The sequence below is a fragment of the Micromonospora sp. TSRI0369 genome (genome assembly GCF_001905625.1).
Classification (GTDB): Bacteria; Actinomycetota; Actinomycetes; order Mycobacteriales; family Micromonosporaceae; genus Micromonospora; species Micromonospora echinospora_A.
Map to the genome: position 1 here is coordinate 632432 of NZ_LIVU01000001.1, position 19307 is coordinate 651738.

Sequence of the window (19307 nt, forward strand, 5' to 3'; positions counted from 1 at the left end):
CAATTCCGAACACCAGTGCGAGAGTGCAGGACGTGACCGACCACAGCTCCGGCCCGCGGCGTGCGCCGGGCGAGCTGCTGCGCCGGCTGCGGCTGCGTCACGCCACCGACCCGGTCACCCACGTCGAACGCGTCCCGGCCCGCGCCGGCGAGCCGGTCGGGTGGCCCGGCTGGGCACCGGAGGAACTGCGGGCGGCGTTCGCACGGCGCGGCGTCACCGTCCCGTGGCGGCACCAGGCCGAGGCCGCCGAGCTGGCGTACGCGGGCAGTCATGTCGTGGTCGCCACCGGCACGGCGTCCGGCAAGTCACTGGCGTACCAGCTGCCGGCACTGAGCACGCTGCTCGCCGACCCGCGCGCCACAGTGCTCTACCTGGCGCCGACAAAGGCGCTCGCCGCCGACCAGCTCCGCGCCGTCGCCGGTCTCGAACTCGACGGGGTACGCCCCGCCACCTACGACGGGGACACGCCGCGTGCCGAGCGGGAGTGGATCCGCCGGCACTCCCGGTTCGTGCTGACCAACCCGGACATGCTGCACCACGGCATCCTGCCCGGCCACGCCCACTGGTCCGGGTTCCTGCGCCGGCTCGCGTACGTGGTGGTCGACGAGTGCCACACCTACCGGGGCGTGTTCGGCTCCCACGTCGCGCACGTGCTGCGGCGGTTGCGGCGGCAGTGCGCGCGCTTCGGGCGTACACCGGTGTTCCTGCTCGCGTCGGCCACGTCGGGCGACCCGGCGACGGCGGCCGGGCGGCTCACCGGCCTGCCCGTCACCGCCGTCACCGAGGACACGTCGCCGCGCGGCGGAGTGACGTTCGCGCTCTGGGAGCCGCCGCTGCTGCCGCCGAGCGACCCGTCGGTCGACGCCGACCTCGTCCAGGTCCGGCGCTCCGCGCTGCGGGAGACCGCGGACCTGCTCGCCGACAGCGTGGTCGAGGGGGTACACACGCTCGCGTTCGTGCGGTCCCGCCGGGGCGCCGAGGTGGTCGCCGCTAACGCCCGGCGGTCGCTGGACGAGGCGGTGCCCGGGCTCGGCGAGCGGGTGGCCGCCTACCGGGCCGGCTACCTGCGCGAAGAGCGCCGCGAGCTGGAACGGGCGCTGCTGCACGGCGACCTGCTCGGGCTCGCCTCCACCAACGCGCTCGAACTCGGCGTCGACCTGGTCGGGCTGGACGCGGTGCTGATCTGCGGCTGGCCCGGCACCCGCGCGTCGCTGTGGCAGCAGGCCGGGCGGGCCGGACGCTCCGGCGACGAGGCGCTCGCCGTGCTGGTGGCCCGCGACGACCCGCTCGACACCTACCTGGTCCACCACCCGGAGGCGCTGTTCGGGCGGCCGGTCGAGGCGACGGTGCTCGACCCGGCCAACCCGTACGTGCTCGCCCCGCAACTCGCCTGCGCCGCCCACGAGTCCCCGCTCACCCCCGCCGACCTGGACCTGTTCGGTGAAGGCGCGAAGGAGGCGGTGGACTCGCTGGTCGAGGCGGGGGCGCTGCGGCAGCGGCCCACCGGCTGGTACTGGCGGCACCGGGAACGGCCCGAGGTCGACCTGCGCGGCGAGGGCGGCTCCCCGGTGTGCGTGGTGGAGGAGTCCACCGGCCGACTGCTCGGCACCGTCGACGGCGGATCGGCGCACTTCCTGCTGCACACCGGCGCGGTCTACCTGCACCAGGGCGTCTCGTACGTGGTCGACTCGCTCGACCTGGCCGACGGCTGCGCGCTGGTGCACGCCGAGGAGCCGGACTGGTCCACCCACGCCCGCGACGTCACCTCGCTGTCTGTGGTGTCGGTCCGCTCGTACGTGGACGCCGGCCCGGTCGGCCTCTTCCTCGGCGAGGTGGACGTGACCAGCCAGGTGGTGTCGTACCAGCGGCGGCGCATCGCCACCGGCGAGGTGATCGACACCCGGCCGCTCGACCTGCCCGCGCGGGAGCTGCGCACCGTCGCGGTGTGGTTCACGCTCTCCCCCGGGTCGCTCACCGCCGCCGGTGTCGAGGCGGCCGACGTGCCGGGCGCGCTGCACGCCGCCGAGCACGCCGCCATCGGCCTGCTGCCACTGATGGCGACCTGCGATCGCTGGGACATCGGTGGGCTCTCCACCGCCCTGCACCCGGACACCGAGGCACCCACGGTCTTCGTCTACGACGGGCATCCCGGCGGGGCGGGTTTCGCCGAGCGGGCGTACGGCACTGCCGCCGCCTGGCTGCGCGCCACCCGGGACGCGATCGCCGAGTGCGGGTGCGAGACCGGGTGCCCGTCCTGCGTCCAGTCCCCGAAGTGCGGAAACGGCAACAACCCGCTGGCGAAGCCGGAGGCGGTGAAGGTCCTCAACGTGGTGCTGGCAAACCTCGCCAAGGTCGGCGGCGCGGCGGCGGGTGCCGGCCCGGAGGCGGGTGCCGACCCGGGGCGCGGCGAGGCGCTCCCCCGGCAGGGCGACCGGGTGGCCCGCCCAGCTCAGACGGCCGGTGGCCCACCCGCCTGACCGGCCGGCCCCGCCGGGCCGTCGCTCAGGGCTGCCTGCCCGCCCGCCAGTTCGGGGACGTTGCGGTATCGACAGGTGCTGGACCCCACCACTTCGCCGAACTGGTGTCGATCAAGCTAGGCCGTGCGGTTCCGCGGGGCCCGGGGGGTCTGGTGGGTGGGACGGGTGCATGAGGCTGGGGCGCTCGGGGCATTGATGTATGGGAGCGCTTCCATGCATCATTTCCGGTAGCGCAGAGGTGACCCCAGACCCGTCCCGCCGGAGGTGCCGCCATGGCCGACACGATCGCCGAGACCGTCGAGTTGCTCTACACCATCGACCAGGAAAACCTCACCCCCGACCAGCAGATCGCGCTGGGCACCGCGCTGGCCACCCTCGCCCAGGCGGAGCGGCTGGAGCAGATCAACGAGCGCCTGCGCGGCATTCATCAGGTGCTGAACACCTGGGCGATGAAGGCCACGGTCGACGGCGGTCGTTGACCTTCCGTCGTCGTTCGCCTTGTGGGGTGGGTGGGTGCCCGGAAGCCGGAGGCCCCCGCGAGCGGTGATCCTGGCGCGAGTGGGGGTAAGCGGCGGCGGGCCTGCTGTGCGAGACTCCGGCGACCCCTCGAAGGAGATCTGATGTCGCTCGACAACCTGCAGGCCCATAACCGGTTCATCGTCCGCCAGCGAATCCGGATGATGGTCAACCAGTACGAGGTGCACGCCGCGGCGCCCGACGGCTCCGAGGCCGGGCTGCTCGCGTTCGCGCAGCAGAAGCGGCTCGCCTTCAAGGAGCAGGTGACCATCTACACCGACGACTCCAAGCAGTACCCCCTTCTCGGCTTCAAGGCCCGGCAGCGGCTCGACCTCGGCGCCACCTACGACGTGACCGACCACGCCGGCAACCCGATCGGACTGTTCCGCAAGGACTTCGCGCAGTCGCTGCTGCGCTCGACGTGGCACGTCGAGCAGCCCGGCCTGCCGCCCGCCACCGGGCAGGAGCGCAGCCTGCCGGTCGCGCTGCTGCGCCGCTTCGTCGACTCGCTCTCCTGGCTGCCGTACCACTTCGACTTCGTGGCCGGCGGCCAGCCGGTGTTCTCGGTCGACAAGAAGTGGGGCCTGCGCGACCGGTACGTCGTCGACATCCACCACCCGCAGATCGACCGTCGCCTGGTGATCGCGATGGCCGTCGGGCTGGACGCGCTCCAGTCCCGCTGACCCGGCACCACCTGTTCAACCCGCCGGCCGGAGCCGGGCGCGCCAGCGATTGGCACCCCGGCTCCGGCCGCGTCAGCGCCATCGGCGTACCGCCCCGGCTCGGCCTTCTCAGCTGTCGGCGTCCCGGGCCGGGCCGGCTCGGGACGCCGCGGTGGCGTACCGGGTCAGCCCGGGCAGCGGCTCGACACGTACCCGCGCCGTGACGATCAGGTCGAGCCCGTCGACCCGGCAGCCGGTCATCCGGCCACCGTTGGCCGCCACCAGATCGCCCGCGCGAGCGCACGCGCCCTCGACGCCGTCGAGCACCCGCCCGGCACCGGCGAGCGCCCCGAAGTCCGCCGCGTTGCGGGCCTGGTGCCGAGCGCACCGGGCGGCCCCGAGCGCCGCGCCGAACATCCCGACCAGCACGAACACCAGCCCGATCGCGAGCAGGCACACAGTGGCACCGCCCCGCTCGGCGGCGGTTCGGCGCGACGCCCGGACGGCCGTCACGGCACCGGCCCCGGCGCGCCGGGTTCCACAGCCGCCGCCGCCTGCCCCGACACGCTCAGTCGCGGCAGCCGAGCACCGAACGTCCGGACCGGCGCCCGAACCGTCGCCGTGACCCGGTCGCCTGCCACAGTCACCGACACCTCGGCGCCGTCGGGGGCGTACCGGAGGCCGGCGACCGCGCCGGACTCGCCCCGGGCCGCGGCGAGCGCCGCCTCCCGGGCCGCGTCAACGCAGCCGACCCGGGTACCCACCGCGTTCACCGCCGTCAGCCCCGCGACGAGCAGCAGCATGAGCGCCGGCAGGCCGGCCGCCAGTTCGGCGGTGAAGGAGCCCCGCTCGCACGCCACCCACGAACGTCCCCGGCGGAGCAGGCCGACCAGGGCACGCGCGACCACCCCGGCCCGGATGCCGGCGGCGTCGCGGATCGGACCCGCTCCGGCCGGGACGCCCAGCGGATAAGCCGGAGCGGGGAACCAGCTCCCGTGACGGCCGGCCCACCGGCGCGGAATCACTTCAGGGCCCGGTCGATGACGGCGGTCAGCGCGGACTGCACGTTGCCGGAGGTGAGCACCTTCAGCAGGATCCCGGCGAAGGCGACCGCGGCGAGCGTGCCGACGGCGTACTCGGCGGTGTTCATGCCGGCGTCACCCCGCAGGCGGGTGAGGAGTTTGCGCATCTCGGTAGTCCTTTCTCGATGGTTCACAGCACGTCGCCGAGAACGGCGACGATCACCGGCACCAGACCGGCGAGAATGAAGGCGGGCAGGAAACAGAGCCCGAGCGGCAGCACGATGAGCACGCCCGCGCGCCGGGCGGCCGCCTCGGCGGCGGTAGACCGTTCGGCGCGGAGATCGTCGGCGAGCCGGGTCAGCGCGCGAGCCAGCGCGGCGCCGCTGTTCGACGACCGGACCGCCGCCGCGACCACGGGTTCGGCCCCGGCCACGCAGCTCAGGTGCGCCCATGCCTCGGTTGCCGTACCGCCCAGGCCCAGCGTGCGGCCCACCCGGCCGAGCCGGTCGGCGAGCGGGCCGCCGAGCACCTCGGCGACCGCCAGCACCGAACGGTCGACCGGTGCGCCCGCCCGCAGCGCGGCGGCGAGCAGGTCCGCGGCCAGCGGCAGATCGGCTGTCTCCCGCAGACGTCGGTCCCGGGCTGCGCGCGGCTCGATCCGCCGCAGCAGACGATCGGCGGCGACACCGGTCAGCAGCCCGAGGACCAGACCGGTCCAGCCGCCGACCACCACCGGCACGGCCAGCCCGGCCAGCGCCGCGCCCAGCCGTACCCGATCCGGCCACCACGCCGGGCGGGGCCGCCGGGGCGCCGGGGCCAGCCGGCGCAACCGCCGGGCCGGGCGGACCGCCGGCGCGGCGACGACCAGGAGCAACGCGGCGCCGCCGAGGCACACGGCCGCCAGCACCTGACGGGACATCAAGCGGCCCGTCCCGGCGTGACGCCGAGCCGCTCCGCCCAGAGCAGCCCACCGACCTGCAACGCGACGGCCGCAAGCGCGCTGCCGCCACCCACGGGCGTGTGCAGCAGCACCTCCACCGGGTCCACCCCGATGCCGTAGCCCAGACCGATCCCGCCCAGGGGCAGCGCGGCGAGCAACCAGGCGGTCGCCCGGGCCCCGGCGGCCTGGGCGGCGGCAGCGGCGAGCCCTCGGTCGGCGGCGCGGGCGTCGGCCTCGATCCGTTCCAGCAGGTCGGCCAGGGGCGCCCCGGTGCTGTCGGCCAGCTTCCCGGCGGCCCGGGCGAGTCGCGCGACCCGACCCGGCCCGTCGTCGAGGTCGGCCGGCAGCCCGGCCCGCAGGTCGGCGGCGACGGCGGCCAGCCGGTCGAGGTCGCGGCGGTGCGCGAGGGCTGCTGCCCGGTGGGTACGCCGACGCAGCACCGCCCGCGCCGCGAGGACGCCGTACGTGGCCAGCGCCAGCGCCGCCACCGGACCACCGAGCAGCGCCCCGGACACGGCGCCGAGCAGCGCCGCCACGGGTAGCGCGCGTCGGAGGGTGAACAGCGGAGGCGCCGATGGACCGGCCGATCGGTCGCCGTCCACCGCGAGCGTCGCCGGGCCGAGGCCGGCCCACTGCCGTACCCGATGCGCCAGCGCGGAAGCAGGCCCGGGGCGGGCCCACTCCCCTGCCCGGCGGGCCGACCCGAGGCCGGCCCATTGCGCTACCCGATGCGCCGACGCGGACGCAGGCCCGAGGCCGGCCCACCGATGTGTCGGGTGCCCGGCGCCGGGCCGACGTGGTTCCCGAGGGCGGCCTGGCGGCCGGCCGAACGACTGCGGCCCGGCGTCGAGCGGAGGACGCGTAGCTCTTCCCCGCTGGGCCGAGCCACCGCCCAGAACCGCCAGCCGCCGGGCTCGACCCGCGCGTACCGGCCAGGCGACGGCCACCGCCGACACCGCGAGGAGCAGAGCCACCAGCCCGAGCCGGGCGGTCACGACGGTTCCGCCCCGGACACCTGGAGGATCGGCGGCACCGGCACACCCCGCTGCCGCAGCAGGGCGCCGAGCCCACGGGCCGCCGGACCGGGCCCTCGCCCTCGCACCCAGGCCGGAATCACAGTCACCACACGATCGGGGCCGTCGGGCAGCAGCAGGCCGATGGAGTCCAGCACCCGCCCCTCGCCGGTCCGGCGAAGCTGGAGGACCACCTGCAACGCGGCCGCGACCTGCGCGTGCAGCGCGAGCCGGGGCAGGCCACCGAGCATCCCGAGCGCTTCCAGCCGGGCCGGAACGTCGGCCGGAGCGTTCGCGTGCAGCGTCCCCGCCCCGCCGTCGTGACCGGTGTTCAACGCGGCGAGCAGGTCCACCACCTCGGCGCCCCGGCACTCGCCCACGACCAGCCGGTCCGGCCGCATCCGCAGCGCCTGCCGGACCAGATCGCCGAGCCCGACCGCCCCGGCGCCCTCGACGTTCGCGGTACGCGCCTGCAACCCGATCACGTGCGGATGCACCGGCCGTAGCTCGGCGGCGTCCTCCACCAGCACGATCCGCTCGGTGCCGGGCACCAGCCCGAGCAGCGTGTTGAGCAGCGTCGTCTTGCCGGAGCCGGTACCGCCGCTGACCAGGTAGGCGAGGCGGGCGGCCACCACCGCGGCGAGCAGCGGGGCGACCGGCCGGGCGACGGTGCCCCGATCCACCAGCTCGTCGAGGGTGAACGGCCGCTGCCGGAAGGTACGCAGCGACAGGTACGGCCCGTCGGTCGCCACCGGCGGCAGCACGGCGTGCAACCGGGTGCCGTCGGGCAGCCGCGCGTCGGCGTACGGCGAGGCGTCGTCCAGCCGGCGACCTGCAGCGGCGGTGAGGCGCTGCGCCAACCGGCGTACGTCGTCGAGTGTGCCCAGCGGAACCGCCACCTGACGCAGCCCCTGCCCCCTGTCCACCCAGACCCGTACCCCGTTCACCAGCACGTCGGTGACCTGCGGGTCGGCGAGCAGCGGCGCGAGCGGACCGGCGCCGATCAGGTCGTCGTGCACCCGGTCGGCGATCCGCAGCAGCGTGGTGTCGCCGAGCACCGCGGTCGCCGGTTCGGCGCGTACGGCCGAGACGATCGCCGCCGGCGTGACCGGCGTCGCCTCGGCGGCGAACCGGTGCCGGACCCGGACGGCCAGCTCGCCGGGGTCGGCCGGCCCGGTCATGCCGCACCCGCCGCCGACGACCCGACCAGCTCGTCCACGAGCCGCTGGCACAGGACGGCGAGCGGGCCTTTGCCGCTCGCGCCCGGCGCCTCGCCCCGCTCCAGCCCTCGGCACAGCCCCGGCTCGGGCCGCAGCGTGCCGGCGAGCGGCAGCCCCAGCGCCCGGGACACCTCGGCCGCGCGAAGGCGGCCGGGAGCCGGGCCGCGCACGATCACGGACAGGTCGACGCAGTGCGGCGCGGCGACGGCGGCGACCCGGGCCGCAGCGGCTGCCGCCCGCAGCTCGGCCGGTACGACGAGCAGCGCGCGGTCGGCGGCCTGGAGCGCGATCACCGCCGCGTCGTCGAGGTGCCGGGGCAGGTCGAGCACGACCAGGTCCCGCCCTCGACGGCCGGCGTCGACAGTGGCGGCCATCGCCTCGGCCGGCAGGTGCCGCAGGTCCCCGCGATCCCAGGAGAGCACCACCAGGTCGCCTCGGCTGGGCAAAGCGCGGACCAGCGACGGCGGGTCGACGCGCCCGTCCGTGCCGGCCAGCTCGGGCCAGCGCAACCCGTCGAGCTGCTCCCACCCGAGTACGAGATCGAGGCCGCCGCCGAGCGGGTCGGCGTCCACCAGCAGCGTCCGCAGGCGCGAGCGGGCCGCGGTGACGGCGAGCCCGCCGGCCAGCACGCTGGCCCCGGCGCCACCCCGCCCGCCGAGCACCGCCACCACCCGCCCCGACGCCGGTCCCGCCGGACCGGCCCCGCATTCGGCGAACCGGTCGATCAGCCAGGGCTCGGCGGCCGGCAGCGTCGCGACGTGCTCCGCGCCGATCAGCTCGGCCAACTCCGTACCCGGATCGAGCTGGCCGGAGCGACCGACCAGGACCGTGCGGGGACGGCGGGGAAGACGTGCCCGCAGGCAGGCCGCCGCCTGGTCGGCGCCGACCAGCACCAGCGGCGCCGGCGCCCAGCGGGCCCGGGCGGCCGCCGGGTCGGCGGCCAGCTCGACCTCGGTGCCACCGGCCGCCGCGAGCCGCAGCAGCTCGTCGAGAAGGTCGCCGTCGGAGGTGACGAGCAGAGGCAGGCGGCGGTACGGCGGGAGCGGGGTGCGCGGCGGCATGGCGGCCTCCATCGGTCGGACTCGGACGTGCCCGGCAGCCTGCCGAACCGACGAGCCGAGCGAGGGGGATGACCGCTCGCCTGTGGACGACGGAGTGGGATGTGGACAGACCTCGGCGGAGGAGTGGATCTGCTATGTGCCGCGAGGGCCGGAGCACTGAGCGCACGGTCAGCCATTGACTACAGGGATGATCCGTAACGGATAATCGGGACCCCCTCGCCGCTCTATGGACGGCACCGGCTTGCGGATTCGAGGCCATGACCGATTCATCGCACCCCCTCGCGATTCCCCCACCTCCACGTCACGCGCGGCCCGGCGAACCGACCGGCGGCGAGGCCTGGCTACGTGATCCTTCACCGACAGCGCTCGCCGCGATCGCGGTCGGGCTCGTGGTCGTGGTACTCGCCAGCATCGTCAGCGCCTTCGCGACGCCCCGCCGCCCCGACCTTCCGCCACCGATCGAGGGTCAGGCGATCCTGGCGTCCCCGCCGCTCCCCACGAGGGCCGCGGAACCACCGGAGGCGTCCTGGTCGCCGCCACCGGTGTCGCTGTCCAGCCGCTCCGTCCTGCCCACCCGGACGGCCCCGCCGACCCGGGCCGCCACTCCGACCAGGCAGCCGGCGTCGCCGAAGCCCTCACGTCCCAGGTCGAAACCGCCGGTCATCGGTCCCGGCGAGCTCAGCCCGCTGCCGCCGTCACGCGAACGGACGCTGCGTTCACACGGCGGCGGACCGGAGACGTTCATCGACTTCGTCAACACCCGGCGGGCGCCTGTCACCGTCTACTGGCTCAACTACGAGGGCCGGCGCCAGCGGTACGCGCTGCTCACACCTGGGCAGTCCTACCGGCAGCAGACGTACGTCGGCCACCCGTGGGTGGTCACCGACGAGCGCGGCGGCGGGCTGGTGTGTTTCGAGCCGGCCAGGCGCACCTCGCGCGCGGTGATCCGCTGACCCGACCGCAACTCGCTTGCCGGTCGGGGCGCCGGCTGCGACGCTCCGGGCCGTGATCGACAAACCTGGCGTCGACGAGCGGCTGCTGGCGGCCAGGGTGGCCGCCGCCTGGTCACTGGACGTCGCCGACCTCGTGTTCCTGCCGGTCGGGCTCGACGGGAACGCCTGGGCGTACCGGGTGGACACGGCCAGCGGTGGTCGGTACTTCCTGAAGCTGCGCCGCGGCGAGTTCACCCGGGCCGCCGTCGCGCTGCCCGGTTCCCTTCGCGCGCGGGGCCTCCGGCAGGTCGTCGCGCCGATCGACCTTCCGGACGGCGGCGCCGTCCACGGCTTCGAGGGCTACCGGCTGCTGCTCTACCCGTTCCACGAGGGCGGCAGTCTGTGGAATCGCGGTCTCACCGACCGCCAGTGGATCGAGTACGGCGAGTTCCTGGGCCGACTGCACCAGGTCACGCCGAGCGCCGAACTCGCCGCTGTCCTGCCGGTGGAGACCTACCGGTCGACCGCGGGCGAGCGGCTGCGAACGCTCGGGGAGCAGGCCGCGGCGAGCGACGCCCTCGGCGCGTTCTGGAAGCGGTACGGCGGCGCGCTGCACCGGTTGGCGGACACGGTGGACGACCTGGCGTCCGGTGTGACGCGCGCTCGGCACGTCCTCGTCCACGCCGACATCCACCCGGGCAACCTGATCGCCGACGGCGACGGTCCGCTGCACGTCGTGGACTGGGACGCGCCGATGCTCGCGCCGCGCGAGCGGGACCTGATGTTCGTCCACAGCCAGGACTTCGGCGACCACCCGATCGACGCGCACCGGGCCGCACTGTTCCGGCGAGGCTACGGGCCGGTGGAGCCGGATCAGAGGTTGCTGAGTTACTACCGCGGCGAGCGGCACCTCGACGACGTGGCCGCTTTTCTCCGCAGCATCCTCGACTCCGAGGCCAGTCCGGAGTCCCGGGCCAACGACCTGCACTGGCTCACCCGCATCGCCGAGGCCGTCGCCGATCCCGGCTACGCGCCGTGATCTCGCAGCCGAACCCTCAACCAACGAAGGGACACGCCGTCGGGTAGGGGAAGCCTGGTCGATGTTGTCGACCAGCGTCGGCAGATGGCATGCCGTGTAATCCAGCCGTCGACGTCTCGCCGCCATGACCGCTGGTGTCGGACTACGGCAGCGAGTGGCGGAGGCGGAGGCCGGGTAATTCCGACGACGGCCTTTGGGCGGGCAGCAAGGATGGCGCATCGAAGGGGGTGCGACCACGGATGGCACTTACGGATGGCGTCAACCACCAGCATCGACCCGTCGCCCTGGTGACCGGTGCCGGCCGCAGCGCCGGCATCGCCGCATCGGTGGTGCTGACGCTGGCTCGAACCGGCTGGGATGTCGGCTTCACCTACTGGACCCCGTACGACGAGCGGATGCCCTGGGGAGCCGATCCCGAGGCCATGACGCAGCTCAGCAGCCAAGCCGCCAAGCACGGGGCGAGAACCGCAGCAGTCGAGGCGGACCTCGCTGATCCTCACGCCACGGCCGGCATCTTCGAGGCCGTGGAGCGGAAGCTGGGCTCGGTCAGCGCGCTCGTCCTCGCCCACTGCGAGAGCGTCGACTCAGGCCTGCTCGACACCAGCATCGAAAGCTTCGACCGTCACTTCGCGGTCAACACCCGGGCAAGCTGGCTCCTGATTCGCCAGTACGCCCAACGATTCCAAGGGCCACACGGCACGGGACGCATCATCAGCCTGACCAGCGACGCTACCGTCGGCAACCTTCCCTACGGAGCCAGCAAAGGCGCACTCGATCGGATCACCCTGGCCGCCGCTCAAGAACTGGCCCACCTCGGCGTGACCGCCAACGCCATCGATCCGGGTCCCACCGATACCGGCTGGATGACCACAGAAACCAAGGACGCGGTCCTACGGACCACGCCGCTCGGTCGCCTCGGGCGCCCACAGGACTGCGCGAACCTCATCGCGTTCCTGTGCTCACCCGACGGAGGCTGGATCAACGGCCAACTCTTACACAGCGACGGCGGCATCACCTGACCAACGCAATCGTTACACCCACACCCCGGACGACTACGCGGCCCGCGTCCTGGCTGCCTTCGATGGCTCTGCTGCTTCTCTGCTGCCTCCCTCTCTGGAGGCAACGCCGGGGGGCGACGAGCGGGAGGGCCTGTGACCTGCGGCGGAAGGCTCCCCTCGAAAGGGACGACCCCCGTCGGGGGGAGACGGGGGTCGTCTTGTGGTTCGGCTCCGGGGGGGTCGAGCCGAACCGACTCAGCGGTTACGGGGGGTGCAACCGCCGAGGCCGGCGGCGTCGGGAATGCGAACTCCCGTCGCGAGGACAAGCATGCCGCAGCCGACCCTTATACGTCGAGTGGTGTTCAGTCCACGCAAAGCTAATTTCTTGCACATCAGATGTGACCGCCGTCACTCCTGCGGGTGCTCATCAACTTCCATGACCCTGGGCGGACGCCTCCGTGCCGCCGTCGGGCTAGACTTTCGCGCCGTGGGCCGCAGCGCCGCTTTCTTCGATCTCGACAAGACCGTCATCGCCAAGTCGAGCGCCCTGGCATTCGGTCGGCCGTTCTACCGGGACGGGCTGATCACTCGGCGTGACGTGGTCAAGTCGGCGTACGCGCAGTTGATGTTCCGGCTGGGCGGCACCGACGAGCAGACCATGGCCCGCACCCGGGACTACCTGGCCACACTCTGCAAGGGCTGGCCGGTGGAACAGGTCCGCCAGATCGTCGCGGAGACGCTGCACGAGCTGATCAACCCCTATGTGTACGCCGAAGCGGCCGCCCTCATCGAGGAGCACCAGGCAGCCGGCCGGGACGTGGTGCTGGTCTCCGCGTCGGGTGACGAGATGGTCCGGCCGATCGGCGAGCTGCTCGGGATCACCGATGTCATCGCCACCCGGATGGGTGTGGTGGACGGCCGCTACAGCGGTGAGGTCGAGTTCTACGCCGCCGGTCCGAGCAAGGTCGAGGCGGTCAGCGAGCTGGCCCTGGAACGCGACTACGACCTCAGCGACTCGTACGCGTACTCCGACTCGTACTCGGATCGGCCCCTGCTGGAGTGCGTGGGGCATCCGACGGTGGTCAACCCGGACCGGGCGCTGCGCAAGCTTGCGGTGGAGAACTCGTGGCCGGTGCTGGAGTTCCGGCACCCGATTCCGCTGGGCCGCCGCCTGCGTGAGCGGCCGGCCGTGCCGGTCGCGGCGGCGGCGCTCGGTGTGGGCGTCGGCGTGGCCATCGGCATCGCCTGGTACGGCCGGCACCGCCGCACCCGCGCCGCCGCACCGACCGCCTGACCGGACGGGCCACCGGACAGGTCGGCCACCCCTCAGGACGCGGCGAGGATCTCGTCGCCGATGAGCGTGATCTGGTCCGCGCCGACCTCCACGGCCGTCATGTAGTGCCGCAGCCAGGAGCGCAGGCCGTCGGGCGTGCCGGTGGCGAACGCGCCGGCCGCGCCCACGTACTCGGGTTCGCGCTCGCGGTGACCGACGTCCACCGCGACCAGCCCCCGGGGGTCGAACCCGGTGGAGATCAGCACCAGCCGGGCGGCGGCGCGGGCCACCACCCCGGACGGGCCCGGGAACGGGCGCAGGTTCAGCAGCTCGCCGTGTACGACGGCGGCCAGCACCAGCGGTGGCACCTTCGTGCCGCCGGCGACCAGGGCGGCCAGGCCGTCGAGGCGGGCCGCGACCACCGGGTCGGCGACCGGCCGGCCCAGTTCCTCCTCGGTCACCACGTCGCGGGCAGCGAGCACGTGCAGCCGGGCCAGCACCTGCCGGGGCGCCTTGGGCCAGAGGTCGCTGAGCCCGGGGAGCGCTCCGGCCACCCGTAGCGCGCCCTGCAGCACCGGGTCGGTGACCGTGCCGGCGCGTACCTCCTCGCGGTCGTGGTCGCGGCCTTCGAGCGCAGCGCTGGCCACGGCGGAGCGGAGGCTGACCTCGGCGGCGACCTGGCCGCCCTGGCGGCGCAGCGCGCGGTGCCGGTGGGCCTGGTCGACCCGGTCGCGGGCCTGCTCGACGGCGGGGGCGACGTCGGCGAGCGCGAGCAGCGGGGCGAGCGGATCGGTGGTCACCCCGTCACGCTAGCGACCGCCGGGCTCCCCGCATGCCCGGGGTTGTTAAGAAGGGGCCCTTCCTCTACCGGAGGCGTTAACAGGGGGCCCTTCCTTACACCTCGGCGCGAGGGGAAGGCCGCTGGGCGCGCGGTGAGGGGTCGGGCGGTCGCGACCGGGGTACGGCGGGACTAACCTTCCCCGGAGTAGGAGACGCAGGTCACGCGACGAAGGAGTCACCGCATGAGCGAGGCATTGGCCAACTTGCTGAACGAGACGCGCCAGTTCCCGCCGCCGGCTGAACTCGCCGCGAACGCCAACGTGACCGCCGAGGCGTACGAGGAGGCGGCCGGTGACCGGCTGGCCTTCTGGGAGCGTCAGGCCGGCCGGCTGGCCTGGGCCCAGCCGTGGGAGCAGGTGCTCGACTGGTCGAACGCCCCGTTCGCGAAGTGGTTCACCGGGGGCCGGCTGAACGTGGCGTACAACTGCCTGGACCGGCACGTCGAGGCGGGCCTCGGGGACAAGGTGGCGATCCACTGGGAGGGCGAGCCCGGCGACACCCGCACCGTCACCTACGCCGACCTGCACCGGCTCACCTGCCAGGCGGCGAACGCGCTGACCGAGCTGGGCGTGAGCGCCGGTGACCGGGTGGCCATCTACATGCCGATGATCCCGGAGGCGGCGGTGGCGATGCTCGCCTGCGCCCGGATCGGCGCCACGCACAGCGTGGTGTTCGGCGGCTTCTCCGCCGACGCGCTCACCAACCGGATCCAGGACGCCAGCGCCAAGGTGGTGATCACCGCGGACGGCGGGTACCGGCGGGGCAAGCCGTCGGCGCTCAAGCCGACGGTGGACGAGGCGGTGGCGAAGTGCCCGTCGGTGGAGCACGTGCTGGTGGTCCGGCGTACCGGTGAGGAGGTCGCCTGGTCGGGCAAGGACCACTGGTGGCACGAGACGGTGGAGACCGCGTCGCCGGAGCACGAGGCGCAGGCGTTCGACGCCGAGCACCCGCTGTTCATCCTCTACACCAGCGGCACGACCGCCCGGCCGAAGGGCATCCTGCACACCACGGGCGGCTACCTGACCCAGGTGTCGTACACCACGCACGCGGTGTTCGACCTGAAGCCGGAGACGGACGTCTACTGGTGCACGGCCGACATCGGCTGGGTGACCGGGCACTCCTACATCGTGTACGGCCCGCTCTCCAACGGCGCCACCCAGGTCATGTACGAGGGCACCCCGGACACCCCGCACAAGGGCCGGTTCTGGGAGATCGTCGACAAGTACCAGGTGACCACCCTGTACACCGCGCCGACGCTGATCCGCACCATGATGAAGTGGGGCGAGGACATCCCGGCCGGGTACGACCTGTCGTCGCTGCGCCTGCTCGGCAGCGTCGGTGAGCCGATCAACCCGGAGGCGTGGATCTGGTACCGGCAGCACGTCGGCCGCGGTGAGCTGCCGGTGGTGGACACCTGGTGGCAGACCGAGACCGGCGCCATCATGATCTCGCCGCTGCCCGGCGTGACCGAGGCGAAGCCCGGTTCCGCGATGAGCCCGCTGCCCGGCATCGTCGCCGACGTGGTGGACGACCAGGGCCAGTCGGTGCCGAACGGCGGCGGTGGGTACCTGGTGCTGAAGGAGCCGTGGCCGTCGATGCTGCGGACCATCTGGGGTGACGACAACCGGTTCCTGGAGACGTACTGGTCACGGTTCGGCGCGGGCGCCAACACCGGCGACGAGTGGGTCTACTTCGCCGGTGACGGCGCGAAGAAGGACGACGACGGGCACATCTGGCTGCTGGGCCGGGTCGACGACGTGATGCTGGTGTCCGGCCACAACATCTCCACCACGGAGGTGGAGTCGGCGCTGGTCAGCCACCCGTCGGTGGCGGAGGCGGCGGTGGTCGGCGCGACCGACCCGACCACCGGGCAGGCGATCGTCGCGTTCGCCATCCCGCGCGGCAACGCGGAGACCGCCGGCGACGCGGGCGAGCAGCTCATCGCCGAGCTGCGCAACCACGTGGCGAAGACGCTCGGCCCGATCGCCAAGCCGCGGCAGATCATGCTGGTGCCGGAGCTGCCGAAGACCCGCTCCGGCAAGATCATGCGCCGGCTGTTGCGGGACGTGGCGGAGAACCGGTCGCTCGGTGACGTGACCACGCTCCAGGACTCCTCGGTGATGGAGTTGATCTCGTCGGGGATGAGCAGCGGCAAGTCCGACGAGGACTGACCACGGCCTGGCCAGGGGGCGGACCGCACTGCGGTCCGCCCCCTTCGTCGTACCCGGGATCCGCGCTGGTCGATCGGTGGACCCGATCTGACCTGATCGGCCAGAGCACTTTTCCACCACTGTCGATGTCGCTGGTTGTCGGTTACGTTCAGCCGCACCGGCGGATTTCGACGAGCGTCAGTGAGACGGCCGGTTCCCCACCATTCCCTACGAACGGAGTGGCATGCTCCCCATGTCGCAGCACAGGGCACGGCGACGCTTACTCGTCGCGCTGCCCGTCATCGCGCTCGCGGCCACGTCGCTGACCGCGACGGGCAGCGCGGCGGCCCAGCCGTCCCGGTCCGCACCGGTCACGATCGGGGCGGACGAGCACTACATCAACTACGCCGAGCCCGAGGTGCAGCCGGACACCGGCGGCAAGGAGATCAAGGGTCGCGACGGCGTCTTCTCCTCGCCGGCGGACGAGGCCCGCGCCTACGACCGCAAGTACGCCGGCGGCAACCCGATCGCCGCCCGCGAGCTGGCCAAGCTGGAGGCCAAGTCCATCCGGACCGGTCACAGCCCGCGGAAGATCAAGAAGGCGAAGAGCACGCAGACCGCCAAGCTGCTGACGCTGCTCGTCGAGTTCAACGACAAGGCCAACGACGACTTCACGAACGTGATGGTCCCGAAGACGGTGTTCGAGGACCGCACCTGCGTTCCCGGCACCGTGCAGAACGGGCCGCGGCACAACACCATCCCGAACCCGGCCACGCTGCCGCACAAGGACAACAACTCGATGTGGGTGCCGGACTTCTCGCCGGCCCACTACGACAAGATGCTCTACAGCAAGAAGGGCATCACCGAGCGGGTCCGCAAGGACCTCAAGGGGCCGGACGGCAAGCCGGGCATCAGCCTCGCCGGGCGGACCATGCACAACATGTACCTGGAGATGTCCAAGGGCGCGTACACCGTGGACGGGCAGGCCAGCCCGTGGATCACGGTGCCGCACTCGGAGGGCTGGTACGCCGCGTCGCGCTGCTTCCAGGACGAGAACGGCAACTGGGTCGCCGGGCGTGAGCAGTCGATGAACGGCCACCCGGACAACCCGCAGGGCGCCGGGCGTCTCGCCACCGACGCGATCGACGCGCTGGCCGCGTCCGACCCGAACTTCCCGTGGGCCGACTACGACATCGAGGACCAGAGCGACCGCGACGGCGACGGCAACTACCACGAGCCGGACGGCGTGATCGACCACCTGGTGCTGGTGCACGCCAACCAGGGCAAGTCCCGTGGCGGCGGCGACGTCGGTATCTACTCGGTCTGGGCGCACTCCTCGACCGTGACCGGCGGCTACACGATCCCGGGCACCAACCTCAAGGTGTCGAACTACATCGTGCAGCCGGAGGACGCCGGCGTCGGCGTCTTCGCCCACGAGTTCGGGCACGACCTGGGCCTGCCGGACCTCTACGACACCTCCGGCAACGCCGACTCCGACGTGGACTTCTGGGACCTGATGGCGTCCGGATCGCACTCCGGCGAGATCTTCCAGGCGCTTCCCACCCACATGGGCCTCTGGGACAAGTGGGTGCTCGGCTGGGCCGAGCCGAAGACGTTCGGGCCGGGTGACCGGTCCAAGCTGGTCAAGCTCGGGCAGACCTCGCGTACGCCGGTCGGCACCGAGGACGGCATCAAGATCGACCTGCCGGACAAGGTGATCTCACTGGCGACGCCGCACAGCGGCGGCAACATGTGGTACTCCGGCGCGGACCAGAACTGGGCCGACGTCAAGCTGAGCCGCACGGTGACCGTCCCGAACGCCGCCGACGCGAAGTTCTGGATGTGGAACAACTACGTCATCGAGGCGGACTGGGACTTCGGCTTCGTCGAGGTCTCCACCGACGGCGGCGCCACCTGGAACGAGCAGAAGGTGTACGCCGAGGGCGGCGCGCTGGTCTCCACCAACGACGGCTACGCCGACCCGAACGGCCGGATGGTCGACTTCGGCAACAAGAAGTACGGCCTGAGCGGCAGCACCGGCGGCTGGCGGCACGACTACGTCGACCTGTCGTCGTTCGCCGGGCAGACCGTGCAGGTGCGGCTGCGGTACGCCACCGACGAGGCGTTCGTCGAGCGCGGCTGGTTCGCCGACGACTTCTCGGTGACCGGCGGTGGCGCGACCACGTGGAGCGACGACGTCGAGAGCGGCGCGGCGGGCTGGACCCAGACCGGCGGCACCTTCACCGACACCAGCGGCGCGGGTTGGTACATCGACTCGGGCACGCAGGTCAAGTCGCACTACTACCTGGCCGAGTGGCGCAACTTCGACGGCTTCGACAACGGCCTGAAGTACACCTACGACACCGTCTACTCGCACGAGGCCTGGAAGGTCGACCGGATCGCGTACAACGCGCCGGGCATGCTGGTCTGGTACCGGGACACCCAGCTCGGCGACGTCAACCACGTCACCGCGCAGATGACCGCGCTGCCCAGCTACGGGGCGAAGGGCGGTCTGCTGATCGTCGACTCGCACAACGACCCGCTGCGCCGCAAGGGCACCGCGGCCGAGAAGGACCCGTCGGTGCTGAAGAACCTGCCCAGCCGGCCGCAGTCCTCCAACGCCGCGTTCGGCCTCAAGCCCACGTACCCCTTCAAGGAGTGCCTGGAGGCGGCGGACGAGCCGTACAGCGAGTACTGCACGAAGTTCGGCCCGCAGGCGCCGGTGAAGGGCTTCACCGACGCCAAGGGCTGGTACCCGGGCATCGAGATCCGTGACGGCGCCGCGTACGCGCGGGACAACGACGCCTCGGTGGTCATCCCGTCCCGGGGCAACCAGCAGTACACGACCCGGGTGGTGAACCCCGACGGCTCTCCGGCGACCGACTACTACGGTTCGACGCTGGGTGGCGGGGCGATCGTGCTCGGCACCGGCAACCCGGGTGACGCGGGCGTCCAGTACGGCGTCTCGATCATCATCAAGCGGGCCGCCAAGGACAACTCGTACGCCCAGGTGTACGTCGTACCGCCGCGTAGCTGAAACGGGCGCGGTCAAAGCGGAACCGGAATGACCGAAAAATGATCTGATCCAGCTCGATGGGGGAAGGGCCGGGAGCGCGAGCGCTCCCGGCCCTTCCGCGTAACCGATTAATCCATGCATGTCACTG

Annotated in this window: 17 protein-coding genes; 9 read left to right on the plus strand and 8 right to left on the minus strand. The window is 72.8% G+C overall.

Features of this window, described 5'->3' with window-relative positions; all coding sequences use genetic code 11:
* Nucleotides 1-23: 23 nt before the first annotated feature.
* From AMK25_RS03120 to AMK25_RS03130, 3 genes are all read left to right on the plus strand, one after another.
* Nucleotides 24-2477, plus strand: a complete 2454-nt coding sequence (locus AMK25_RS03120; protein ID WP_083664602.1) for a DEAD/DEAH box helicase — start codon at nucleotides 24-26, stop codon at nucleotides 2475-2477.
* Nucleotides 2478-2749: 272 nt separating this feature from the next.
* Nucleotides 2750-2956 (plus strand): hypothetical protein, encoded by a 207-nt coding sequence (locus AMK25_RS03125; RefSeq protein ID WP_073826232.1) that lies wholly within the window; start codon nucleotides 2750-2752, stop codon nucleotides 2954-2956.
* A 141-nt stretch (nucleotides 2957-3097) separates the two neighbouring features.
* Nucleotides 3098-3676 (plus strand): hypothetical protein, encoded by a 579-nt coding sequence (locus AMK25_RS03130; protein WP_030503750.1) that lies wholly within the window; start codon nucleotides 3098-3100, stop codon nucleotides 3674-3676.
* A 108-nt stretch (nucleotides 3677-3784) separates the two neighbouring features.
* Here AMK25_RS03130 and AMK25_RS03135 read toward each other — a convergent pair whose 3' ends face one another.
* The 7 genes from AMK25_RS03135 to ssd all read right to left on the minus strand — a co-directional run bounded on the left by AMK25_RS03135 (nucleotide 3785) and on the right by ssd (nucleotide 8911).
* Entirely contained in the window at nucleotides 3785-4168 is a 384-nt protein-coding gene (locus tag AMK25_RS03135) for an Rv3654c family TadE-like protein (protein ID WP_073826236.1), read from the minus strand.
* Complete coding sequence (locus tag AMK25_RS03140; protein WP_184689238.1) at nucleotides 4165-4563, minus strand: TadE family type IV pilus minor pilin; 399 nt, start codon at nucleotides 4561-4563, stop codon at nucleotides 4165-4167. Before AMK25_RS03140 ends, AMK25_RS03135 begins: the two co-directional genes overlap by 4 nt.
* A 113-nt stretch (nucleotides 4564-4676) precedes the next feature.
* Nucleotides 4677-4844, minus strand: a complete 168-nt coding sequence (locus AMK25_RS03145; RefSeq protein ID WP_013283643.1) for a DUF4244 domain-containing protein — start codon at nucleotides 4842-4844, stop codon at nucleotides 4677-4679.
* 23 nt (nucleotides 4845-4867) lie between these two features.
* A complete protein-coding gene (locus AMK25_RS03150; RefSeq protein WP_073826240.1) occupies nucleotides 4868-5596 on the minus strand; it encodes a type II secretion system F family protein in 729 nt (242 codons plus the stop codon).
* Nucleotides 5596-6153 carry a hypothetical protein gene (locus tag AMK25_RS33160; protein WP_143194666.1) on the minus strand — a complete coding sequence of 186 codons (558 nt, stop codon included), beginning with the start codon at nucleotides 6151-6153 and terminating at the stop codon, nucleotides 5596-5598. Before AMK25_RS33160 ends, AMK25_RS03150 begins: the two co-directional genes overlap by 1 nt.
* Before the next feature lie 455 nt (nucleotides 6154-6608).
* Nucleotides 6609-7811: a TadA family conjugal transfer-associated ATPase gene (locus AMK25_RS03160; protein WP_073826248.1), complete on the minus strand. Its 1203-nt coding sequence runs from the start codon at nucleotides 7809-7811 to the stop codon at nucleotides 6609-6611.
* The gene (gene ssd / locus AMK25_RS03165; protein ID WP_073827058.1) at nucleotides 7808-8911 is read right to left on the minus strand and encodes a septum site-determining protein Ssd; all 1104 of its coding nucleotides are present in this window, start codon (nucleotides 8909-8911) and stop codon (nucleotides 7808-7810) included. The genes AMK25_RS03160 and ssd overlap by 4 nt, the downstream gene beginning before the upstream one ends.
* Before the next feature lie 257 nt (nucleotides 8912-9168).
* On the opposite strand from ssd, the gene AMK25_RS03170 reads away from it, so the two are divergent.
* From AMK25_RS03170 to AMK25_RS03185, 4 genes are all read left to right on the plus strand, one after another.
* Nucleotides 9169-9864, plus strand: coding sequence for a VHL beta domain-containing protein (locus tag AMK25_RS03170; protein ID WP_073826252.1), 696 nt, complete (start codon nucleotides 9169-9171; stop codon nucleotides 9862-9864).
* Between the two features lie 52 nt (nucleotides 9865-9916).
* The gene (locus AMK25_RS03175) at nucleotides 9917-10882 is read left to right on the plus strand and encodes a phosphotransferase enzyme family protein (RefSeq protein ID WP_073827059.1); all 966 of its coding nucleotides are present in this window, start codon (nucleotides 9917-9919) and stop codon (nucleotides 10880-10882) included.
* Nucleotides 10883-11121: 239 nt separating this feature from the next.
* Nucleotides 11122-11901, plus strand: coding sequence for an SDR family oxidoreductase (locus tag AMK25_RS03180; protein WP_073826255.1), 780 nt, complete (start codon nucleotides 11122-11124; stop codon nucleotides 11899-11901).
* A 466-nt stretch (nucleotides 11902-12367) separates the two neighbouring features.
* Entirely contained in the window at nucleotides 12368-13174 is an 807-nt protein-coding gene (locus AMK25_RS03185; protein ID WP_043327262.1) for an HAD family hydrolase, read from the plus strand.
* A gap of 32 nt (nucleotides 13175-13206) precedes the next feature.
* Here the strand turns inward: AMK25_RS03185 and AMK25_RS03190 are convergent, their stop codons facing one another.
* Nucleotides 13207-13953, minus strand: a complete 747-nt coding sequence (locus AMK25_RS03190; protein ID WP_073826258.1) for an oxidoreductase — start codon at nucleotides 13951-13953, stop codon at nucleotides 13207-13209.
* A 222-nt stretch (nucleotides 13954-14175) separates the two neighbouring features.
* Between AMK25_RS03190 and acs the strand changes: the two genes are divergently transcribed.
* Both acs and AMK25_RS03200 read left to right on the plus strand, forming a co-directional pair.
* Complete coding sequence (acs, locus tag AMK25_RS03195) at nucleotides 14176-16164, plus strand: acetate--CoA ligase (RefSeq protein WP_073826262.1); 1989 nt, start codon at nucleotides 14176-14178, stop codon at nucleotides 16162-16164.
* A gap of 232 nt (nucleotides 16165-16396) precedes the next feature.
* Entirely contained in the window at nucleotides 16397-19180 is a 2784-nt protein-coding gene (locus AMK25_RS03200) for an immune inhibitor A domain-containing protein (RefSeq protein WP_241826227.1), read from the plus strand.
* Nucleotides 19181-19307 lie beyond the last annotated feature (127 nt).

Bases quoted from the DNA above. Each gene is read 5' to 3' on its own strand.
- AMK25_RS03145 (WP_013283643.1), bottom strand. From the start codon at position 4,844: ATGCGCAAACTCCTCACCCGCCTGCGGGGTGACGCCGGCATGAACACC.
- AMK25_RS03150 (WP_073826240.1), bottom strand. From the start codon at position 5,596: ATGTCCCGTCAGGTGCTGGCGGCCGTGTGCCTCGGCGGCGCCGCGTTG.
- AMK25_RS03180 (WP_073826255.1), top strand. From the start codon at position 11,122: ATGGCACTTACGGATGGCGTCAACCACCAGCATCGACCCGTCGCCCTG.
- AMK25_RS03125 (WP_073826232.1), top strand. From the start codon at position 2,750: ATGGCCGACACGATCGCCGAGACCGTCGAGTTGCTCTACACCATCGAC.
- acs (WP_073826262.1), top strand. From the start codon at position 14,176: ATGAGCGAGGCATTGGCCAACTTGCTGAACGAGACGCGCCAGTTCCCG.
- AMK25_RS03130 (WP_030503750.1), top strand. From the start codon at position 3,098: ATGTCGCTCGACAACCTGCAGGCCCATAACCGGTTCATCGTCCGCCAG.
- ssd (WP_073827058.1), bottom strand. From the start codon at position 8,911: ATGCCGCCGCGCACCCCGCTCCCGCCGTACCGCCGCCTGCCTCTGCTC.
- AMK25_RS03170 (WP_073826252.1), top strand. From the start codon at position 9,169: ATGACCGATTCATCGCACCCCCTCGCGATTCCCCCACCTCCACGTCAC.
- AMK25_RS03160 (WP_073826248.1), bottom strand. From the start codon at position 7,811: ATGACCGGGCCGGCCGACCCCGGCGAGCTGGCCGTCCGGGTCCGGCAC.
- AMK25_RS03200 (WP_241826227.1), top strand. From the start codon at position 16,397: ATGTCGCAGCACAGGGCACGGCGACGCTTACTCGTCGCGCTGCCCGTC.